This is a genomic window from Actinophytocola sp. (assembly GCF_035634895.1).
Taxonomy (GTDB): domain Bacteria; phylum Actinomycetota; class Actinomycetes; order Mycobacteriales; family Pseudonocardiaceae; genus Actinophytocola.
The window spans coordinates 77962-97116 of sequence record NZ_DASQCC010000257.1 but is presented as its reverse complement, the minus strand read 5'-3'; the positions used below and the strand labels follow the sequence as shown (position 1 = coordinate 97116).

The window sequence follows — 19155 nt, the reverse complement described above, 5'->3', positions numbered from 1 at the left end:
TAGCGAGTCCCGCGTTCACGCACACCGAGTTGCGGTTTCGTGCAGACCCTTCCCCACGCCGCGGCCCTCGCCCAGGGTCGGTGCGCACGAAACCGCAGCTCATGGTGTTCGAACGCGGGACTCGGCATGTCTGAACGCGGGACTCGCGGTGTTTGAACGCGGGACTCGCGCTGTTTGGGCGCGGGACTCGCGAATGGTGGGGGTCAGGCTGAGGTTCGGGTGACTACTTTTGGGTCGAAGATTACGGAGACTGGGTCGTGGCCGGGTTCTTCGATGTGTTTCAGGAGTAGGCGGGCCATTTCCGCGGCCATGTCCTCTACGGGTTGGCGGACCGTTGTCAGGGGTGGGTCGCAGGCCAGAGCCTGTGGGCCGTCGTCGAAGCCGACCACGGCCATGTCGGTCGGGACCTCGCGGCCGTGGCGGCGTAGTACCCGCAAAGCGCCCTGGGCCATCAGGTCGTTGGCCGCGAATACGCCGTCGACCTTCGGGTGCTCGGCGAGCAGTCGCTCCATTGCCGCCTCGCCGCCGTCCTGTCGGAAGTTGCCCTCCACGATCGGCACGTACGGCTGGCCGTGCCGGGCCACCGCGTCGCGGAAGCCGGACAGCCGGTCCTGGCTCGCCGGCACGTCCAGCGGTCCGGTGATCGTCGCGAGCCGGCGGCAGCCCCGGCTCAGCAGGTACTCCGCGGCCAGCCGGGCACCTTCGGCGTGCGCCAGGTCGACGTAGCTGATCGGGATCGGGGTCGCCGGCCGGGCGAACAGCACCGCGGGCACGTCCGCGCGCACGCACATCTCCGGCAGCGGGTCCTCCCCGTGCGTCGACACGAGCAGAGCGCCGTCCGCCGCTCCCTGCCGCAGCTGCGCGACCACCTCGGCCCGCACGTCGTCGCTGTCGGCCAGCATGAGCAGCGGGTGCATGCCGAGCGGTCGCAGGAACTCCACCACCCCGGCGGCCACCCGGCCGAAGAACGGGTCCGCGAACACCGACGACGTGAAGTCCCGGTCCCCGTCGCCCGCTCCGGACACGACCAGCGCGATGCTGCCCGCACGCCGCGTCACCAGCGACCGGGCGGCCCGGTTGGGCGCGTACCCGGTCTCCGCGACGGCCCTGCGTACCGCCTCCTGCAGTTCCACGTCGACGTTGCGCACGCCGTTGACCACCCTGGACACTGTCGCGCGCGACACGCCCGCGACCCGTGCGACGTCCTCGAGCGTCGGCGTTCGCCGATCCTTCATGCCGGCATGGTACGTGGCGGAGAGCGCTCTCCTCTGCGATTCCCGTACCGCGAACCGATGTCGCGTGTCGCCGGCCCTCCCGGGACACTCGACCACCGGTCGCCTACTGAGCCTCAGTCGAGGTGGTAGGTCCAGACGGCGGCGAGGACCACGGCGGACACGGCGGTCTCGGGGAGCCCGCTTGCTGCCTGGCAGAACGCGCGCCGCAGGTGCCGCAGCACGGTCGCGACCGCGCCGGTGGGATGCGCGACGGCCATCGACACGAGCTGGGCGTACACCGGAAGCAGTACCGCGAGGAGATCGGCGAGCGCGTGGTTGACGCTCGCGAGATCGGTTCCGCGACGTAACAGGTGGTATTGCGCGGCCCGTACCGCATCGAACAACTCGCTGGCGGCGTCGACGTCACCCTCGGGATCGATGAGAGTCGTTTCGTTCACGGAAGGTGACACTACGAATTGAGTGCAAATTGCAAAAGGGCATATGCACGTGCATCACTCGGACGGAGTCCTGGGTGCGACCCGGAGTCACACCCGTCTCACGATGGGTGGCCGCGCCGCGAGGAGCATCGAAAGTGGCAACGGCGAGCACCGAGCCGTTCGTCCCGGGGACCTGTCACGCGGAAAGCGATTTCCTGTGGTCGGACCGTAGAGACTCAGCCGTCCGGCCGGTGTTGGATGTCCTGGTATGAAGAAGATTGGTAGAGCCCTCGCGGTGCTGTCCTCGGCCGTGGCGCTGCCACTGGCCATGACGGGCACCGCGTACGCGGACATCCCGTTCAACCAGCCGGTCAACGGCAACGCCACGTACTACAACGACTCGGGCTTCGGCGCGTGCGGCACCTGGCTGAACGCCGCGACGGAGATGCTGGTCGCGGTGCCGGCCTCCTACTGGTCGACGCCCAACCCGAACAACGACCCGCTCTGCACCGGCGTCTCGGTCCAGGTGACCTACAACGGCCGGACCATCACCGTGCCGGTCAGGGACAAGTGCCCGAGCTGCGACAGCGCGCACATCGACCTCAGCCAGCCGGCGTTCGCGCGGCTCGCCGATCCCAACCTCGGCAACATCCGGCTGACGTGGAAGTTCGTCCGGTCCTGACGACGAAGGGAACGTTCGATGCGGTGGCTGCGCAACCTGGTGATCCTCCTGCTGGTGACGCTGTTCGCGGCCGCGCCGGCCGATGCCGCGCAGGCGACGAAGAAGGGCGTGAGCGCGCTCAACACCAACGGCGTGACCGCCGCGCTCGGTGACGTCCGGGCGGGCTGGTTCTACACCTGGGCGTCGAACAAGCAGGGCGTCATCGCGCCGTCCGGCGTGGAGTTCGTGCCGATGATCTGGGGTCCTGGCTCGGTCAACGACGCCCAGCTGAACGAGGCGAAGGCACTGGGCACCACCCTGCTCGCGTTCAACGAGCCGGACATGACCGGTCAGGCCAACATGTCGGTCGACCAGGCGCTCGGGCTGTGGCCCCGGTTGCAGGGGACCGGCATGCGGCTCTCCGCGCCGGCCGTCGCGTTCGGCGGCGACTCCGCCGGCGGCTGGCTCGACCGGTTCATGAGCGGTGCGGCCGCACGGGGCTACCGCGTCGACTTCATCCCACTGCACTGGTACGGCAGCGACTTCTCCGCCGCGGCCGTGGGCCACCTGCGCGGTTACCTGCAGGCCGTGTACGACCGGTACCACAAACCGATCTGGCTCACCGAGTACGCGCTGATCGACTTCACCGGCCCGACCCCGAGGTACCCGAGCCAGACCCAGCAGGCCGACTTCGCGCGGAACTCCACCGCGATGCTGCAGGGCCTGGCGTTCGTGGAGCGGTACGCCTGGTTCACGTTGTCGACCAGCACCAGCCCGACCGGCCTGTACACGGGCTCGACCGCCAATGCCGCCGGCGCCGCCTACCGCGCCGCCGCGTGACGAAATCCAGGAGGAGCGAATGCGCAGGATCCTGTACGCCCTCATCGCGACGATTGCCGCGACGCTGGTGACCGCGGCACCCGCGACGGCCCTCGCGGACCACACCGTCACCCTGGTCAACCAGTCCGGCGGGACGATCTGGCTCGGCAGCGGGGTGAACGCCGACGGCTCGGTGAACTTCACCAACTTCCCCGTGCTGCAGAACGGGCAGTCCGTGACCGTGACGATTCCCGAGTCGAGCGCACCGAACCACTGGCGTGGCAAGTTCTTCGCCCGGCAGGGCTGCACCGGCACGCCCGGCAGCACCTTCCGCTGCCGGGTCGGCGACTGCGGGCCGCAGGCCAACCGCTGCACGACCGGCGAGCAGCCGGCCAGCCTGGCGGAGTTCAACTTCGACCGCGCGGACTCGTTGGCGCCCTGGTACAACGTGAGCTACGTGAACGCGTTCTCGTTGCCGGTCACCATCGTGCCGCGCGACGCGTCGGCGTCACCGCCGGAGTGCGAGGCGATGGGGTGTTCGCAGAACCTGCTGCCGTTCTGCCCGGCGGCGAACCTGACCCGTTGGGACGACGGCACACCGATGCTCTGCACCAACCCCAACCGGGACGTGCGGACCGCGTACAGCGACGCGATCTCGTCCCGGTGCCCCAGGGCCTACGCCTGGTCGCACCAGGACACCGTGCCGGGCAACCAGGTCGTGCGGCAGTGCCGGCAGTGCAGCGGGTTCACCGTGACGTTCCACAGTGGACGGTAGGGGGCGCGCGGGCAACACGGGCTGGTCGATCGGGCAGATGTCGCCGGCTGCCCGCGGGGTCCGGCACAATCACGGAATGTGACCCAGCGACCGCGGACGGCAGCCCCGTCCGCGGTCGTCCCGCGCGACTGCCTGGCCCACCGGGCGATTCAGGCGGCACACCAGGGGATCCACCGGTCGCTGGCGGTCCAGCTCGCCGAGCGGGCGCTGGGTGGTGAGGAGTGCGCGAGCGACCCGAGCTGCTTCCGGCACGCCGTGCTGACGCTGGTGTACGCGGGCGACCTGCCGTCGGCCGAGGCCCACTGCGCGGCCGCGCTGACGAGACCGGAGTGGCGCGCGGAGTTCACGGTGCTGCATGCCCGGATCCGTTACCTGGCCGGGGACTGCGCCGTCGCGAGGGAGATGGTCGCCGGCGCGCTGCGTGCGCCGCCGCCGGGCGACCTGGCGTGGCTGGTGGAGATCCTGGTACAGCGCGACGAGCTGGCCCTGGCGGAGTCCCTGCTCGAGTCGGTTCCCGGTGGGGCGCTCGCCGCGCACGCGGCCGTCCAGCTGGCGAGCAACCGGTTCGAGCTCGCGGTGGACGGGTACCTGGCGTGCGGAAGGGAGCTGGCCGAGTCGGGGATCGCCAACCCGGCGGTGGTCGCGTGGCGGTCCCGCGCGGCACTGGCGGCACTCGCGACCCGGCGGGTGGACCTGGCGCTGGCACTGGCCGACGACGAGCTGGTGGCGGCCAGGCGGTGGGGTTCGCCCGCGACCGTGGGCGCCGCGCTGCACCCCGTGGCGCTGCTCCGGACCGACATCGACCTACTGGCGGACGCGGTGCGGTTGCTGGACCTGGCCCGTGCCCGCAACGAGCAGATCTGGGCACTGCACGACCTGGGGCTGCTGCTGCGCAAGCGGCGGGACCGCGGCGCGGCCCGGGCGAAGCTGCTGCTGGCGGACAGGCTGGCGCGGCGGGGCGGCAACGTCCGGTGGTCGCGACGCATCAGGCCGGTGCTGGAGAACCTGCCGGCGCCGGGTGCGACCGCCCCGCTGACACGACAGGAGACCAGAGTCGCGCGGCTGGCGGCCGCCGGGCACACGAACAGACAGATAGCCGAGAAGCTGAGCCTGACACTCCGGACCGTCGAGTTCCACCTGTCCGGCGTCTACCGGAAGCTGGGCATCTCGGGCCGCCGCGAACTGAGCGCCGTGCTGGCGGCCTTGTTCTGACCCGCGGTTCCGACCCGCGCTGACGGCCCTCGTGCGAGCCCGCACGAGGGCCGTCAGCCGGCCTCAGTTGTTGTTGACGAACTGACGGGCCAGCTGCTCGCCCGTGGTGACCGCCTTGCCGTGGTTCTCGATCGGGGAGATCTGGGAGTTCTTGAACAGGATGTACGTGACGCCCGAGTCGGTGCCGCCGTTGCTCGGGTCGGGGTTGATCCCGAGCTGGTCGGCCGACGCGTACGACGCCTCGCCGATGATGTCCGTCGGACCGGTGTCGCCCACCACCGCGTACAACACCTGGTTGTTGTAGATGATCGCGACGACCCCGCCGCCCTTGATGCCGAAGTTGCGGTAGTCCCAGGTGCTGCTCGGGCTCGGCACCACGACGTAGGGCAGGGTGGCGGCGTTGAGCGGCCTGCCGTCGGACTGGTGGAACGCGGTGTCGTCCTGGAAGCAGCAGTCGGTGTCCTCGTTGCACTGCGTGGTCCGCTGACCGTCGCAGTCGATGTCCATGTCGGCCTTCCAGAAGACCGCGCCGTTCTTGTCGCACACCGAGATCGTGCGCGAGGCCTCCTCGTCGGTCTTGTACTTGCCGTTGGAGATCTGCGTGCAGCTCGTGACCTTGGCCAGCAGCTCGGCCGCGGTCGGCGCGGCGGTGCCGCCCGCGCTGTCGTTGACCGTCAGCGAGTCGAGGTTCGGGCCGCCGCCCGCCGTCGTCGCGGTGGCGAGCACCGTGTGGCTGCCGGCGCTCAGCGTGGTGGTGACGGTGCTGGTGGTCCACGTGGTCCACGCGCCGGTCGCCGCGAACGCCGGCGTGGACACCGCGGCGCCGTCGACCGCGACGGTCATCGGGCGCGAGGCGGTGGTGCCGTTCGCGAACCGGAACACCAGCTGCGTGCTGCCCGCGGGCACGGACACCGACCACTGCACCGAGGAGCCGGCGACGTTGTCGGTGTTGACGAATCCCGACCCGGTGAACCCGGCGTGGTTGGACTCGACCACACCCTGCGAGACGACCGCGCCTTCGGCCTGGTAGACCGTCGTCGCCGCGGGCGCTGCCCCCGGCGCCCCGACGAGGCCACCGACGGCGACGACCGCGGTCAGGACGGCTTTGGCTCCACGCATGGCTACACCTCCCGAACAGTTAGAAAGTCTTCCTTACTAATAACGGAAAGTAGGCTGCCGGCCGCCGTACGTCAATGGTCTATACCGCCAAGGGCATCGATATCGCCGCGGCTATACCGGATGGCCGTCGAACTGTCTGTTGTGTACCGTTATGTCCGCATCTCGGCCGGAGGTCGGGAAAGCGCTTGCTACAACCGGTACGGCCGCACCGGTCGGCTCGCCGGGAAGTCCCGCGTTGGCGTCGGGGTGGCCGGCCGAGCACGATCAGGACATGACACACGTGGTGGTAATCGGCGGCACGGGACATATCGGCGGCTACCTGGTGCCGCGACTGGTCGCGGCCGGGCACGAGGTGACGGTCCTGACCAGGGGCAAGGCCAGCCCGTACCGGCCGGACGGGGCGTGGTCGTCGGTCACGACGGTCGTCGCGGACCGTGCGGAGGAGGACCGGGCCGGCACGTTCGGCGACCGCGTGCGTGGCCTGGCGCCGGACGTCGTGATCGACCTGATCTGCTTCACGCTGGACAGCGCGCGGCAGCTCGCGGAGGCGCTGGACGGCCAGGTAAGCCATTTCCTGCACTGCGGCACGATCTGGGTGCACGGGCCGAGCGTGCAGGTCCCGACCACCGAGGAGGCGCCGCGCCGCCCGTTCGGCGACTACGGCGTCCAGAAGGCGGAGATCGAGACGTACCTGCTGGATCGCGCGCGCCGCGACGGGTTCCCCGCGACCGTGCTGCACCCCGGGCACATCAGCGGGCCCGGCTGGGTGCCGATCAACCCCGCCGGCAACCTGGACCTGGACGTCTACCGCAGGCTTGCCGATGGCGAGCAGGTGGCGCTGCCCAACCTGGGCCTGGAGACCCTGCACCACGTGCACGCGGACGACGTCGCCCAGTCGTTCACCGCGGCGATGGCCAACTGGTCGGCGGCGGTGGGGGAGAGCTTCCACGTCGTGTCACCCGCGGCGCTCACGCTGCGCGGCTACGCGGAGGCGGTGGCCGGCTGGTACGGACGCGCGGCCGACCTGAGCTTCCTGCCGTGGGAACAGTGGCGGGAGACGGTCGACCCCGGCGCCGCGGGTGCGACGTGGGACCACATCGCCCACAGCCCGAACTGCGGCATCGCGAAGGCGGAACGGCTGCTGGACTTCCGGCCCCGCTACAGCTCACTGCAGGCGGTCCGGGAAGCTCTGGAGTGGCTGGCCGCCCGGGGTGACGTCCCCGCTCTCTGACGGCGGGCCAGGGCCGCACAGGATGCCGACTTGTGATCCTTCCCGGACAACGGGCATCGGGTGTTTCTCCGTCTTTCGGACACCAGATGACAACCAGGAGGACACATGAACCGCAGGCTTGCCGGCGTCGCACTCGTGTTGGGCATCGCCACCGGGCTTGCCACCGCGTGTACCGCCAGTGGATCGGACGTCGCGACCTCGATGCCGGTCGAGGGCTCGGCGGACGGGGCACAGGACTCGGCGGGCGGCTCCGGTGGCGCCGACCAGCCGAGGAAGTCCGGCGGTGCGGAAAGAGAGAACGTCGACCAGCCCGGGGTGAACCGGATGCTGGTGCGTACCGCGAACATCGACCTGACCACCCACGACGTGGGCAAGGTCGCCGCCGGCGCGCGGGACATCGCCATCGCCCAGGGCGGCTACTCCGGGCAGGAGGACGTTCGCGAGGACACCGCGACACTCACCCTGCGCATCCCCTCCGACCGGTTCGACCAGGCGCTCGGTGAGCTGTCCGAGCTGGGCACGGTGACCCGCAGCAACCAGCGGGCGGACGACGTCACCGAGGAGGTGGTCGACCTCGACAGCCGCATCACGACCCAGCGGGCCAGTGTCGACCGCATCCGCACGCTGCTGGCCAAGGCGACCACGGTCGACGAGATCGTGCGGATCGAGCAGGAGCTGACCACGCGTGAGGCGGACCTCGAGTCGCTCGAACAACGCAGGCAGGCACTGGGTGGCCAGGTCGCCCTGTCCACGGTGACCGTCAAGGTCAGCAGGTCCACCGCGCCGCCGGCGGTCCAGCGGGAGGAGGAGTCGAGCGGCTTCGTCGCCGGCCTGTCCGACGGCTGGAGCGCGTTCCTCGATGCCGGCGCCGTCACGCTGCAGGTGCTCGGCGCGGTGCTGCCGTTCCTGCTCGTGCTGGCGGTTCCTGGCGTGCTGGCGTACCGCTGGTGGCGGCGTCGCCGGATCGCGGCCGTTCAGGAGTCGTGACGGGAAGCGGTGCCGGGCTGCCCATATTGGACAGCCCGGCACTGCTTTTTTCGCCGTCGAGCCACGAATGAACACCGCGCGCCGTCCGCGAACACCTCCCACGCGGTGCGGCTCATCGCGTCCCGCCACCTCGCATCCGGGCGCGAATAACATCGAGTTCCAGCGGCGTCGCACCCGGTCCAGGTCGGGTGCGACGCATTTTTGTGGCGTAGCCCACCGCCCCGCCGGGTCTGCCGACGACGGCCATTTGGCCCATCCCTTACGTCTCATTGAGACGAGGTTCACCAAGCACGGCGGCCGGACCGGGCAAACGACGTGGGCGTATTCGGTCACCGAAACGGCGCGAACAGGCCCGTGCCCGACAATCCGCTGCAGAATGAAATCAGACCGCGACGTGCGGCGACCCGGCAATATTTGCTATCGTGGCCTATACAGTGCGTTGAATGTCGCGGATATGCGCGCACACCCCCCGGACGTAAGAGAGAAGGCAATGGCCCAGAAGGTTTTGGTGCAACTGGTCGACGACTTGGACGGCACGTCGTCCGATGACGTCACCACGGTGGAGTTCGGCCTCGACGGCGTCATGTATGAAATCGACGTGAACACCGCAAACGCGGAGCGGCTTCGCAAGGCGTACGAGGACTACATCGGGTCGGCTCGCCGTACCGGTGGCCGGTTGAAGCGCGGAACGCGCTCGGCCGACCGGTCCAGCAGTAACGGCGAGGCCGGCGCGATTCGCGTATGGGCGCTGGAGAACGGATACGAACTGGCTGGTCGTGGCCGGATTCCCGCGCACGTCATCGAGGCGTACAAGGAAGCGCAGCAGCAGCCGGCGAAGAAGACGAAGGCCGTCGCCGCCAGTAAAGTCACGGCCCGGCGACGCACGCCGGCCAAGAAAGCGTGACCTGTGACGCGGGTGCGGCGGCCCAGGCTGTGCCCGCGTCACAGCCGCAATGCGAAAAAAGCTCCCGTCATCGGTTTCTCGGCACCGGGGAATTGCGGACAGGCTGTCGGCTTTGCGTCGACCTGTGACAAATGACGCAGTACTGCCGCTGATTGCCTGGACCACGACGTGACGCACTGTTGTCTGGTCACCATGATTTCCTTGGGTGAGCCACTCGCATACCGCAAGGTGAGGCGTCGCGGCGGACAGTAGTGCGTTGGCCGCGGTCATCGTGCACTGAGGACGGTCCCGCCGTGTCGTCGGGGGACGAGCGGCCCGCGGCGTGGCGAGACGTTGCCAATTGTCATCCCGGATCCCGTTCCGGCCACTCAGCGGTCGACAGCGGTGCCCACGGCGCCGGACACGCCACCGGCCGCCAGAATGAGCACGTCCGCCTGTGTGGGGCATCGAGCAGGCCCGTTCGCGCCCTCGGCGCTCCAGCCGGCGACACCCCTCCACTTCGGTTGTCCTGTCCCGCTGGGGTGGACCGCCGTCAGCTGAGCGGGAGGGGAAGGAAGTCGTTGCCCTGCCACATCTTCCGGGACGTCTCCTCGGGGTAGGGCGCGACGGTCGACGTGGTGTCGAAGATCTGGGTGAGACGCTCGACGTGGTCGAAGGCCGGCCAGCCGGGGTCGCCGGTGGTGGCGAACGCGGTCCACGCCGTGCGCATGGCGGTCGACAGCCGCTGTACGTCGGGGGACGGTTCCGGGCCGAGCAGCAGCGGGCCGAGGTCGGCGTCGGTGGTGCCGAACAGCAGCGGGATGTCGAGACCGTGGCAGGCGCCGAACTGGCCCTGGGCGGCCAGGGTCAGCTCATAGAGGTAGGCGCGCCCGCCGCCGGCGGCCTGGGCTTCGGCCAGGCGCAGGGTGGGCATGCGGAAGACGAGGTCGGAGTGGACGCGCTCGTAGAGCTGCTCGGCCGAGGCGTCCGGGAACGCGGTCCGGTAGTCGGCGCCGGGGCCGAACACACGAAGCGCCCGGTTCGCGTCGTCGTCGGTGATGTTGCCGATCCTGCCGAACATGCCCATGAACAACCGCCACTCCTCGCGGTTGTGCCCGGTGATCAGCGCGATGTCCCGGCCCGCGCCGCCGGCCAGTGCCTGCCACGGCGTGACCGGCAGGACCTCGCCGTCGACGACCGGGGCGAAGATGGTGTCGCCGTGGGCCAGCTGCCCCCAGTGGTCGGCGTGGTCGAGCGTCGTGGCGGCCACCGCCTCACCGGCGAGAACCAGCTCGTGCGGCTCCACAGTGGCCAGGTCGGCGACGGTCGGCCGCAGGCCGCGCTCGGCGGCGATGGCGGCGGCGACGTCGGCGGCCAGTTCGGCGGAGAGGAACGTGCCGGGAACGCTCTGGGCGATGGCGCGGCGGAACAACCCGGCCGCGGCCGGCATCGCGAGCAGCGCGGCCACGGACCCGCCGCCCGCGGACTCGCCGAACACGGTGACCTGGCCGGGATCGCCGCCGAACGCGGTGATGTTGTCGCGCACCCAGGTCAGCGCCGCGACCTGGTCGAGCAGGGCACGGTTGGCCGGCGCCCCGCCGATCTCCGCGAAACCCTCGATGCCCAGCCGGTAGTTGCAGGTGACCACCACGACGCCGCCGTCGCGGGCGATGCGGCCGCCGTCGTAACCCGCCTGGGCGGCGGTGCCGAGCTTGTAGGCACCGCCGTGGATCCACACCATCACCGGGCGGCGCGCGGCGGGGTCCGGGTCGGGTGTCCACACGTTGACGGTCAGCCAGTCGTCGCCCGGCGGCGGTGGCGGCAGGGCGGCGCCCGCGGGCCGGAAGCTGCCGAGGTCTTGCGGTGCGGGTGGCCCGAAGGCGAACGCCTCGCGCACACCGTCCCAGGGAACCGCTGGTCGTGGTGCCGCGAACCGTGCGTCGCCGACGGGTGGTGCGGCGAAGGGGATGCCGCGGAAGACGGTCAGGTCGTCCTTCCGGCGGCCGCGGACTGTTCCGGCGGTGGTCCGCACCTCAGTCATCGGTGGCACCCTTCTGCACGCCGCCCGGACGGCCTCGCGGTTGGCTTCTCACCGGCACACGGGCCGCCCGCCGAGGTCCGCGGGCCCAGGACCGCCGCGCCCGACGGTCTCGGGCAGGCGGCGGCATCGGCGACAGCACCACAGCGCAGATCATGCCCACGTGCGAAACAAGTAGCAAGTATCACCGCGTCTCAGCACGCCACGGCACCTGATCGACCGCGAAGAACCCTGTTCGCCTTGATTCGTCCGATGTGGACCGTAACCCGTCCACGCGGGGAACAACGGCGAGCCCTACGTGCCGGGGTGATCGTCCTCGATCCACTCGAGCAGGTCGCCGGGCTGGCAGTCGAGCACCCTGCACATGGCCTCCAGGGTGCTGAAGCGCACGGCCTTGGCCCGGCCGTTCTTCAGTACCGCGACGTTCGCCGGCGTGAGCCCGACCCGCTCGGCGAACTCGCCGACGCTCATCTTCCGTTTGGCCAGCTCGACGTCGATGCGCACGACGATCGGCATCAGATCACCGCTTCCATGTCGGCGCGCAGCGTGGTGGCCTGGCGCAGGAGCGCACGCAGCACCACCAGCAACAGGCCCAACACGGTCACGCCGACCACCACCAGGAACAGCAGGAGCGGCAGCCCGGGGTCGTCCGCGTTGAAGCCGACGTAGAGGAACACGCCGACCAGCACCACCCAGGCCGCGGCGACGGCCCAGACGATCGCGTCGACCCACGCGAGGGACGCCGGGCTGAAGATGCGGTCCTTCCTGACCAGGGTGAGCAGCTTCCAGGTACACACGATCACCACCTGGACGCACAGCACCCAGAACACCGACACGGCGGTCGCCGGCCACCTCAGGTACGCGAGGTCCGGTTCCTCCTGGGCCATGAAGCGGAACTGGCCGGGCAGCGACATGGTCTGGAACACGACCAGGATGCCGAACAACACCACGAGGAGGACTCTGAGCAGGGCCACGGCCCGATGCGCCACCGTCATGCATCGAGTCTCGCTTGCTATCTATCGATTGTCAATCGCTATCTATCGAACCGTTGTCACGGTGTTCTGGGAGGTCCAGGCCGGGGTGTCCACAGGCGAATGTCCTGGTCAGATCTCTGTCCAACTGGCCAGTACGGCTGATTCCGGTGCGCCCGAAGGCTTTTACTAACCTCCACCCTTGTGAACGACCGCCACGACGCCAACCTGTCGCGCCCGGGCCTGCGCATCACCAGTCGCACGGTGGGCGGAGTCCGGGTGGTCGAGGCCGCGGGCGAGGTCGACCTCGTCACCGCGCCCGCGCTGCGCACGGCTCTGCTCGACGCGCTCGCCGAGTCGCCGGGAGGTCTCTGCGTCGTGGACCTCACCGGCGTCACGTTCCTCGACTCGGCCGGGCTCACCACCCTGATCGAGGTGAACCAGCGCGCCCGGTCGCTGCGTGTCGTGGTGGGCTCGAACCGGCCGGTCATCCGGCCGATCCAGCTGACCGGTCGGGACGGGGTGCTCGCGTTGTACGGCTCCGTGACCGAGGCGCTCGCCGCCTAGTCACTGTCGCTTGTGGACAGACGGCCGCGGGTGTGCGTTCCGGATTCGAATACGATGTGAGTTCGTCACGAATCTTCCGGGAATCGGTCACGTCCGGGGTCCCGTGAATTGATGAAGATCTCTTCCGCCATTGGGTGTACTGCTGGGGGCCGAACGTTGTCCGTGCAGTTGTCCGTATTGACACGGACTTCTGACCTCGCGAAGATTCAGCCGGCACCACATGACCGACTTCTCGAACTTCTAGCCAGGAGAAGGGAAAGTTGTCAATGACCACCGCGAAGGACATCTTACAAACAGTTACCGTCGAGCCGTCTTTCAATGTCGACCAGTTGTCGACCGTTCTGCAGTCGCTCGCCGATCTGGACCGTGACTCCACCGCATGTGCGGTGGCCATGACGGCCGGCGGCGGCGGCGTGCTCAGCGCCACCCGCGCCGCCCTCGACGCCGCCGACACCGCCGCCACCGCGGGCCGTGTGCTCGCCCGTGGCGAAGGCGCCGACCTGACCGTCGTGAAGGCCGTTCTCGAGGCCGCCGCCGCGGCCGCCGAACGCAGTGCGCAGGAATGCGGTGCACACGCCGAGCACAGCGAGCACTGCCGAATTCACTCCGAGAGCGCCGGTCGCGCCGCGGAGCTTCTTCGCTCGCAGTTGTCGAGCCTGGGCTGAATCGGGCCGGACCCGATTCACGGCCGAAATCGTCTCACCCGTAGTGCATATCTCGTAGTGCGTATACAGCGGTCCCCGGACGTCTCTGGCCGGGGACCGCGCGCTGCGCTTTCTCACCGGTGAACACCGAGGTGGCGACCCATGGGCGGTCCGGACTGGTTTCGCTGGCTGCTGACCGTGCTTTTCGTCGCCGTCGGCGCCTATTGTGTGGCCCGGCTGGCGGCGGCCCGGCACGTGCCGGCGCGGTATCGCGCCTGCCATCGGGCGACCGATCTCGGGCACGGGATGATGAGCGCGGGCATGGCCGTCATGTGCTCCCCGGCGGGCGGCCCGGTGCCCGTGGCCGGCTGGCAGACGATCTTCCTCGTGACCACGGCGTGGTTCGGCGCGTCGTGGTTGCGGCAACGGCATTCCCCGGCCGAGGAGATCGGCTGGCACGGCAGCGGCCTGCACCACATGGTCGCCGGGCTGGCAATGCTGTACATGCTGTTCGCCATGCCGGCCGGCGATGGGCACAACGCGATGGCCGCGCCGTGGGTACCGGCGATGCACGACGCGAACCTGGCGCTGCCGGTGATCGGCTGGGCCTTCGCCGGTTACTTCGTCGTCCACGCGACGACGCTCGGCGCACGGGTGGCCCGGCCCGCCGTGGGGTGCGACGCCCGGCTGCCGGCACTGCTCACGGCCCCGCGCCTGGCCGCCTCCTGCCAGGTCTTCATGGCCCTCGGCGCCGGCTACATGCTGGTCGTCTGACGGACATCCATCCGGGACAGTGCACTGTGGATGTCAACGCACCCGAGGAAGGTCCCGGGAACCGCGGCGCGTCGCTCTCCGACTACGAGGTCATGAACCGCACGATCGGGGGCACGCCATGCGACGACGGGACTTCCTGCGCGGCTCGGCGACGGCCGGCCTGACCGCGGCGACCACCGCGTCGGCCGCGGACCCGCGCCCGGCGGCGCCGCTGCGCGTGCAGGTCGTGATGTTCGACGGGGTCGAGGAGCAGGACTTCGCCGGCCCGTACGAGGTGTTCTCGGTCGCCGCCGGGCACGCCTCACGTGGCGTCGAGACCAGCTACGTCCGCGTGGACGGACCGGGCGTCGTGCGTGCCTCGTACGGCACGCTGGTGGAGGTCGAGCACGGGTGGGCGCCCGAGCGGGCGGACGTGATCGTCGTGCCGGGCGGCGGTTACGCGCGTCGCGAGGGCCCCGGCGTCTGGGCCGAGATCGACCGCGGCACCCTCCCGACCGCGCTGGCCGCCGTGCGGGGCCGCACCCTCGCCGCGCTGTGCACCGGCACGCTGCTGCTCGGCGCCGCCGGCCTGCTGCGTGGCCGCCCCTGCATCACCCACCACGGCGCGGTCGCCGATCTCGGGGCGCACGGCGGGATCCTGACGAAGGCCCGGGTGGTCGACGACGGCGACATCGTCACGGCCGGCGGTGTCACCAGTGGACTCGACCTGGCACTGTGGCTGGTGCGGCGAGAGCTCGGCGCCGACGCGGCCGTCGGTGTCGAGAACCAGCTCGAGTACCAGGTCAGAGGAACGGTCTGGACCAGATGACGCGACCCGGCCCGCACATCGGGATCCTGCTCTACGACGGGTACAGCCTGCTGGACGCGGCCGGCCCGGCCGATCTGCTGTCCCGGCTGCCGGGTGCGACGGTCACGATGATCGCCGAGCACCGCGGTCCCGTCCGGGCCGACACCGGACAGGTCGCGATGCTGGCCGACCGCGCCGTCGGCGACGTCGACCGGCTGGACGTCCTGCTGGTCCCGGGCGGCGGACCGACGCGATGAAGAACGAGACCCTGGTGGACTGGATCCGCGCGGTCGACCGGCACACCATCTGGACGACGTCGGTGTGCACGGGCTCGCTGATCCTCGGCAGGGCGGGCCTGCTCCACGACCGTGCGACGACGTACTGGGCGTCCGCGGACTACCTGGAGACCACGTTCGGCGTCCGGTACGTGCCCGCCCGGTACGTCCGGACCGGCAAGATCATCACCGCCGCGGGGGTCGCCGCGGGCATCGACATGGCCCTGTACCTCGCCGTCCAGCTCGTCGGCGAGACCGTCGCACGCGCACTTCAGCTCGCGGTCGAGTACGACCCGCAGCCGCCGCTGGACTCCGGCAACGCGGCCGAGGCGAGCGAGGAGCTCAAGGAGCTGTCAGTCCGCCTCCTGGACGACGCCGCCAGCCAGGAGGTCGGCGACGGCGGCGATGCCGGCCTGGATCGCGTGTCGTGCCGTGTCGCCGAAACCAAGGACGAGCCGCGGCCCGGCCGGTCGCACGGTGTGGTGCAGTCCGGCCATGCCGTAGAGGCCGACGCCGCGCCGGCCGGCCTCGGCGATCAGCTCGTCCTCGCTCGTGTCGGCGGGCAGGTGCAGGACGGCGTGGAAGCCCGCGGCGAGCCCGGTCACGCGCAGCTCGGGCGCGTGGGCGGCGACGGCGGTGAGCAGGGTCTCGCGGCGGGCGGCGTACTCGGCGCGGACGCGCCGGAGGTGCCGGTCGTAGCGTCCGGACTCGATGAGCGTGGCCAGCGCCAGCTGGTCGAGTCCGGGACTGCCGCGGTCGGCGACCTGCTTGCCGTGGGTCAACGCGCCGAGCAACCGGCCGGGGGCGACCAGCCAGCCGAGGCGCAGTGCGGGCGCGAGCGACTTGCTGACCGTGCCGAGTGAGACGACGCGGTCGGGCGCGAGCCCCTGGAGCGTGCCGACGGGGTCGCGGTCGTAGCGGAACTCGGCGTCGTAGTCGTCCTCGAGGATGACCGCGTCGTGCCGCCGTGCCCAGGCGATCAGCGCCAGCCTGCGGTGACCGGCGAGGACCACGCCGGTGGGCCACTGGTGGGCCGGGGTGACGAGCACGGCACGCGCCCCGGTCCGTTCGAGCGCGTCGACGTCGAGACCGTCCTCGTCGACCGGGACGGCGACGGTGGCCATGCCGGCCGCGGCGGCCTGCTCGATGGTCGAGCCGGGGGCGCCGGGGTCCTCGAAGGCGAGGGTGCCGATGCCGTCGGCGGCGAGTGCCCGCAGCGAGAGCCCGAGCGCCTGTGCCATGCCGGTGCAGACGACGACCCGGTCACCGGTGGCGTCGACGGCCCGCACGCGTCGCAGGTAGGCGGCGAGGACGTCCCGCAGCCGGCGCTCGCCGAGCGGGTCGCCGTAGTCGAAGGCGGAGTTCGGGGCGGTGCGGCAGACCTCGCGGACCGCCCACGCCCAGTCCTCGCGGGGCGCGAGCCGGAGATCGGGGACGCCGTGGCGGAAGTCGGCGACCGGATGTCTCGGCGCGAGCCGGGAGCCGGGGCTCGGCGACGACTCCCGCTGTGTGCCCACCCCGGAGGCCACGCGGGTGGCCGATCCGGCGCGGCTGTTCAGGTAGCCCTCGGCCCGCAGTTGGGCGTAGCAGTCCTGGACGAGACCCCGGGACAGGCCGAGTGCCCTGGCGAGCTCACGCGAGGACGGCAGCCGCTCGTCGGCGGCGAGGCGACCGCGGCGGATGGCGTCGCGCAGCTGGTCCTCGAGCTGTGCGCGCAGGCCCGTGCTGTCCCGGTCGATCTCGATCAGCAGCTCCGGCCCGGAACCGGCCCACTCCACAGGCATGAAACCGGACCTTACCGGTGAGCAGGTCGGCTCCTAGCGTTCTCACCATGACTACGGACCTGACGGCCCGCCCCCGGCTGGTGTCCCGGGCGCTGCTGCTGCGTTTCGTGTCGATCGCCGGCTCGTCGATCGGCTTCAACCTGCCGCTGTCGGTGGTGCCGTTGTTCGCGCGGGAGTCCGGCTCGGACGGCCAGGCCGGCATGGTGACGGTCGCGCTGCTGCTGGCCACCGTGGCCGCCGAGCTGGTGACGCCGAGGCTCGTCAACCGGGTCGGCTACCGCTGGGCGCTGGCCGCTGGACTGGTTCTGCTCGGCGCGCCGGCGATCGTCCTCACGTTCAGCGGCGACCTGTGGGTGATCGTGGCGGTCAGCGTGGTGCGGGGGGCCGGTTTCGCGATCACCGTCGTGGCCGGTGGTGCCGTGACCGCGCTGCTGATCCCGGCGGAGCGGCGTGGGGAGGGCCTGGCGCTGACGGGACTCGTGGTCGGCGTGCCAGGCCTGCTGGCGTTGCCCGCGGGCGTGTGGGCGGCGGCGCACTGGGGCTACGACCCGGTGTTCGTGATGACGGCGGTGGCCACGCTGCTGGCGCTGCTGTCGGTCCCCGGCCTGCCCAGCCGCGCCGCGACGGCGAAGACGGAGAAGGGCGTGCTGGCCGGTCTGCGGAACCCCTCGTTGACCCGGCCGGCGGCCATCTTCGCGACGACGACCGCGGCGGTCGGGGTGCTGGTCACCTTCCTGCCGCTCGCGACGTCGGACCAGCCGGCCTGGGTCGCGGCGACGGCGTTGTTCGCGCAGCCCGCGGCGTCGACCGTGGCCCGCTGGTTCGCGGGCCGGCTGGGCGACCGCCGGGGCCCGGCGTCCCTGCTCGCGCCGGGACTGGTGCTGTCCGCGGCGGGCATGGCGCTGCTGGCCGGGCCACCGGCCGCGGTGATCGGCGGCGCGATCGTGTTCGGCGTCGGGTTCGGCGTGTTGCAGAACGCGACGCAGGCACTGATGTACAACCGGGCCCCGGCCGGTGGCGAGAGCGCGGTGAGCGCGATCTGGAACGGCGCGTACGACCTCGGCATGGCCGCCGGCGCGCTGGGTGCCGGTTTGGTCGTCACCTCGGCCGGCTACGCCATGACCTTCGTCCTCAGCGCCGCCGTGATCCTGCCCGCCCTGGTCCTGGTCCGCCGCGACCGCCGCGACCGCCGCGCGTGAGGTCGGTCAGGCCCCGACCCCGCACTAGTGTCCCGCGCCGGAAATCAGGCAACTAATTCGGCGGCCCAGCTTCCTGCTGGCGGCGTTGCCGGTTCGCCCAGGTACGACCCAGTACGAGGGCGAACCGGCGTCTTGCCAGCAGAAACCCGGATCCACCGACTTAATCACCGCATTTCCGGCGCGGGACACTAGCGGACGACGTCGTAGACCAGCTTCTGGATGCCGTTGCCGTAGGTCTCGCTCTCGACGACCCGCAGGTTCTGCTGGTCCTTGTCGGTGCCGCTGAACAGTCGCTTGCCCGCGCCGAGCAGGACCGGGAAGACCAGCAGGTGGTAGCGATCGACCAGGCCGGCGTCGGAGAGGTTGCGGTTGAGGGTGGCGCTGCCGTGGACGATGATCGGCGCGCCGTCGGTCTCCTTGAGGGCGGCGACGTCGTCCAGGGAGCGGAGGATCGTGATCTCGTTCCAGTTGGACACGAGGTCCTGCTCCCGCAGGGTGGTCGACACGACGTACTTCGGCATCGCGAGGTAGCCGGGGAACTCCTTCGTCATCCCCGGCCATACCGGCGCGAACGCCTCGTAGCTGGTGCGCCCCATCATCATGGCGGAGGCCTCGTCCTGCTCGCGGCCCTTGAGCTCGTAGGCGGCCGGGTCGAACTCGACGCCCTTGAAGGTCCAGCCCGAGTTGCGGTAGCCGGGTTCGCCCCCGGGTGCCTCGACGACACCGTCGAGGGAGATGAAGGCGGTGGTGATCAGGGTGCGCATGGGGTGCTCCTCGG

At 70.7% G+C, this 19155-nt stretch carries 21 protein-coding genes and 1 pseudogene; 14 read left to right on the top strand and 8 right to left on the bottom strand.

Annotated features, from left to right (window positions below; all coding sequences use genetic code 11):
• Window positions 1-203 precede the first annotated feature (203 nt).
• Together VET29_RS40005 and VET29_RS40000 are read right to left on the bottom strand one after the other, a co-directional pair.
• The gene (locus VET29_RS40005) at window positions 204-1235 is read right to left on the bottom strand and encodes a LacI family DNA-binding transcriptional regulator (protein ID WP_324931296.1); all 1032 of its coding nucleotides are present in this window, start codon (window positions 1233-1235) and stop codon (window positions 204-206) included.
• Between the two features lie 113 nt (window positions 1236-1348).
• Window positions 1349-1672 carry a hypothetical protein gene (locus VET29_RS40000; protein ID WP_324931294.1) on the bottom strand — a complete coding sequence of 108 codons (324 nt, stop codon included), beginning with the start codon at window positions 1670-1672 and terminating at the stop codon, window positions 1349-1351.
• Between the two features lie 247 nt (window positions 1673-1919).
• On the opposite strand from VET29_RS40000, the gene VET29_RS39995 reads away from it, so the two are divergent.
• The 4 genes from VET29_RS39995 (at window position 1920) to VET29_RS39980 (ending at window position 5118) form a co-directional block, all read left to right on the top strand.
• On the top strand, window positions 1920-2333 hold the full coding sequence (locus tag VET29_RS39995; RefSeq protein ID WP_324931291.1) for a cysteine/serine endopeptidase inhibitor: 414 nt from the start codon (window positions 1920-1922) through the stop codon (window positions 2331-2333).
• Window positions 2334-2351: 18 nt separating this feature from the next.
• Window positions 2352-3152, top strand: a complete 801-nt coding sequence (locus tag VET29_RS39990; protein ID WP_324931288.1) for a glycoside hydrolase family protein — start codon at window positions 2352-2354, stop codon at window positions 3150-3152.
• Window positions 3153-3171: 19 nt separating this feature from the next.
• Window positions 3172-3906, top strand: coding sequence for a thaumatin family protein (locus VET29_RS39985; RefSeq protein WP_324931286.1), 735 nt, complete (start codon window positions 3172-3174; stop codon window positions 3904-3906).
• A gap of 78 nt (window positions 3907-3984) precedes the next feature.
• On the top strand, window positions 3985-5118 hold the full coding sequence (locus VET29_RS39980; protein WP_324931284.1) for a helix-turn-helix transcriptional regulator: 1134 nt from the start codon (window positions 3985-3987) through the stop codon (window positions 5116-5118).
• 63 nt (window positions 5119-5181) lie between these two features.
• Here the strand turns inward: VET29_RS39980 and VET29_RS39975 are convergent, their stop codons facing one another.
• Window positions 5182-6237: a glycoside hydrolase family 75 protein gene (locus VET29_RS39975; protein ID WP_324931281.1), complete on the bottom strand. Its 1056-nt coding sequence runs from the start codon at window positions 6235-6237 to the stop codon at window positions 5182-5184.
• 271 nt (window positions 6238-6508) lie between these two features.
• Between VET29_RS39975 and VET29_RS39970 the strand changes: the two genes are divergently transcribed.
• From VET29_RS39970 to VET29_RS39960, 3 genes are all read left to right on the top strand, one after another.
• Complete coding sequence (locus VET29_RS39970; protein ID WP_324931278.1) at window positions 6509-7468, top strand: NAD-dependent epimerase/dehydratase family protein; 960 nt, start codon at window positions 6509-6511, stop codon at window positions 7466-7468.
• A gap of 105 nt (window positions 7469-7573) precedes the next feature.
• Window positions 7574-8455: a DUF4349 domain-containing protein gene (locus VET29_RS39965; protein ID WP_324931275.1), complete on the top strand. Its 882-nt coding sequence runs from the start codon at window positions 7574-7576 to the stop codon at window positions 8453-8455.
• A gap of 490 nt (window positions 8456-8945) precedes the next feature.
• On the top strand, window positions 8946-9359 hold the full coding sequence (locus tag VET29_RS39960) for an Lsr2 family protein (protein ID WP_324931273.1): 414 nt from the start codon (window positions 8946-8948) through the stop codon (window positions 9357-9359).
• Between the two features lie 532 nt (window positions 9360-9891).
• Here VET29_RS39960 and VET29_RS39955 read toward each other — a convergent pair.
• The 3 genes from VET29_RS39955 to VET29_RS39945 all read right to left on the bottom strand — a co-directional run bounded on the left by VET29_RS39955 (window position 9892) and on the right by VET29_RS39945 (window position 12371).
• Window positions 9892-11379, bottom strand: coding sequence for a carboxylesterase/lipase family protein (locus VET29_RS39955; RefSeq protein ID WP_324931270.1), 1488 nt, complete (start codon window positions 11377-11379; stop codon window positions 9892-9894).
• A gap of 291 nt (window positions 11380-11670) precedes the next feature.
• Window positions 11671-11892: a helix-turn-helix transcriptional regulator gene (locus VET29_RS39950; protein ID WP_324931267.1), complete on the bottom strand. Its 222-nt coding sequence runs from the start codon at window positions 11890-11892 to the stop codon at window positions 11671-11673.
• Window positions 11892-12371: a DUF2975 domain-containing protein gene (locus tag VET29_RS39945; RefSeq protein WP_324931264.1), complete on the bottom strand. Its 480-nt coding sequence runs from the start codon at window positions 12369-12371 to the stop codon at window positions 11892-11894. The genes VET29_RS39950 and VET29_RS39945 overlap by 1 nt, the downstream gene beginning before the upstream one ends.
• A gap of 180 nt (window positions 12372-12551) precedes the next feature.
• Between VET29_RS39945 and VET29_RS39940 the strand changes: the two genes are divergently transcribed.
• From VET29_RS39940 to VET29_RS39915, 6 genes and pseudogenes are all read left to right on the top strand, one after another.
• Window positions 12552-12914, top strand: coding sequence for an STAS domain-containing protein (locus VET29_RS39940; protein ID WP_324931260.1), 363 nt, complete (start codon window positions 12552-12554; stop codon window positions 12912-12914).
• Window positions 12915-13180: 266 nt separating this feature from the next.
• Window positions 13181-13579, top strand: a complete 399-nt coding sequence (locus tag VET29_RS39935; RefSeq protein WP_324931257.1) for a hypothetical protein — start codon at window positions 13181-13183, stop codon at window positions 13577-13579.
• A gap of 141 nt (window positions 13580-13720) precedes the next feature.
• Entirely contained in the window at window positions 13721-14332 is a 612-nt protein-coding gene (locus tag VET29_RS39930) for a DUF5134 domain-containing protein (RefSeq protein ID WP_324931254.1), read from the top strand.
• A 118-nt stretch (window positions 14333-14450) separates the two neighbouring features.
• Window positions 14451-15140, top strand: coding sequence for a DJ-1/PfpI family protein (locus VET29_RS39925; RefSeq protein ID WP_324931251.1), 690 nt, complete (start codon window positions 14451-14453; stop codon window positions 15138-15140).
• On the top strand, window positions 15137-15376 hold the full coding sequence (locus VET29_RS39920) for a DJ-1/PfpI family protein (protein ID WP_324931248.1): 240 nt from the start codon (window positions 15137-15139) through the stop codon (window positions 15374-15376). The genes VET29_RS39925 and VET29_RS39920 overlap by 4 nt, the downstream gene beginning before the upstream one ends.
• A pseudogene (locus tag VET29_RS39915) lies at window positions 15373-15567 on the top strand (DJ-1/PfpI family protein); the annotation flags it as partial. The gene VET29_RS39920 and the pseudogene VET29_RS39915, both read left to right, overlap by 4 nt.
• A 180-nt stretch (window positions 15568-15747) precedes the next feature.
• Here VET29_RS39915 and VET29_RS39910 read toward each other — a convergent pair.
• Complete coding sequence (locus VET29_RS39910; RefSeq protein ID WP_324931245.1) at window positions 15748-17178, bottom strand: PLP-dependent aminotransferase family protein; 1431 nt, start codon at window positions 17176-17178, stop codon at window positions 15748-15750.
• Between the two features lie 47 nt (window positions 17179-17225).
• Between VET29_RS39910 and VET29_RS39905 the strand changes: the two genes are divergently transcribed.
• Entirely contained in the window at window positions 17226-18377 is a 1152-nt protein-coding gene (locus VET29_RS39905) for an MFS transporter (protein ID WP_324931242.1), read from the top strand.
• A 188-nt stretch (window positions 18378-18565) separates the two neighbouring features.
• On the opposite strand, the gene VET29_RS39900 is transcribed toward VET29_RS39905, so the two are convergent.
• Window positions 18566-19141 carry a dihydrofolate reductase family protein gene (locus VET29_RS39900; protein WP_324931240.1) on the bottom strand — a complete coding sequence of 192 codons (576 nt, stop codon included), beginning with the start codon at window positions 19139-19141 and terminating at the stop codon, window positions 18566-18568.
• Between the last annotated feature and the right edge of the window lie 14 nt (window positions 19142-19155).

Coding starts and splice junctions, on each gene's coding strand:
- VET29_RS39935 (WP_324931257.1), top strand. CDS start 13,181: ATGACCACCGCGAAGGACATCTTACAAACAGTTACCGTCGAGCCGTCT.
- VET29_RS39920 (WP_324931248.1), top strand. CDS start 15,137: ATGACGCGACCCGGCCCGCACATCGGGATCCTGCTCTACGACGGGTAC.
- VET29_RS39955 (WP_324931270.1), bottom strand. CDS start 11,379: ATGACTGAGGTGCGGACCACCGCCGGAACAGTCCGCGGCCGCCGGAAG.
- VET29_RS39945 (WP_324931264.1), bottom strand. CDS start 12,371: ATGACGGTGGCGCATCGGGCCGTGGCCCTGCTCAGAGTCCTCCTCGTG.
- VET29_RS39990 (WP_324931288.1), top strand. CDS start 2,352: ATGCGGTGGCTGCGCAACCTGGTGATCCTCCTGCTGGTGACGCTGTTC.
- VET29_RS39925 (WP_324931251.1), top strand. CDS start 14,451: ATGCGACGACGGGACTTCCTGCGCGGCTCGGCGACGGCCGGCCTGACC.
- VET29_RS39900 (WP_324931240.1), bottom strand. CDS start 19,141: ATGCGCACCCTGATCACCACCGCCTTCATCTCCCTCGACGGTGTCGTC.
- VET29_RS39985 (WP_324931286.1), top strand. CDS start 3,172: ATGCGCAGGATCCTGTACGCCCTCATCGCGACGATTGCCGCGACGCTG.
- VET29_RS39970 (WP_324931278.1), top strand. CDS start 6,509: ATGACACACGTGGTGGTAATCGGCGGCACGGGACATATCGGCGGCTAC.
- VET29_RS39910 (WP_324931245.1), bottom strand. CDS start 17,178: ATGCCTGTGGAGTGGGCCGGTTCCGGGCCGGAGCTGCTGATCGAGATC.
- VET29_RS39930 (WP_324931254.1), top strand. CDS start 13,721: ATGGGCGGTCCGGACTGGTTTCGCTGGCTGCTGACCGTGCTTTTCGTC.
- VET29_RS40005 (WP_324931296.1), bottom strand. CDS start 1,235: ATGAAGGATCGGCGAACGCCGACGCTCGAGGACGTCGCACGGGTCGCG.
- VET29_RS39965 (WP_324931275.1), top strand. CDS start 7,574: ATGAACCGCAGGCTTGCCGGCGTCGCACTCGTGTTGGGCATCGCCACC.
- VET29_RS39905 (WP_324931242.1), top strand. CDS start 17,226: ATGACTACGGACCTGACGGCCCGCCCCCGGCTGGTGTCCCGGGCGCTG.
- VET29_RS39975 (WP_324931281.1), bottom strand. CDS start 6,237: ATGCGTGGAGCCAAAGCCGTCCTGACCGCGGTCGTCGCCGTCGGTGGC.
- VET29_RS39960 (WP_324931273.1), top strand. CDS start 8,946: ATGGCCCAGAAGGTTTTGGTGCAACTGGTCGACGACTTGGACGGCACG.
- VET29_RS39950 (WP_324931267.1), bottom strand. CDS start 11,892: ATGCCGATCGTCGTGCGCATCGACGTCGAGCTGGCCAAACGGAAGATG.
- VET29_RS39995 (WP_324931291.1), top strand. CDS start 1,920: ATGAAGAAGATTGGTAGAGCCCTCGCGGTGCTGTCCTCGGCCGTGGCG.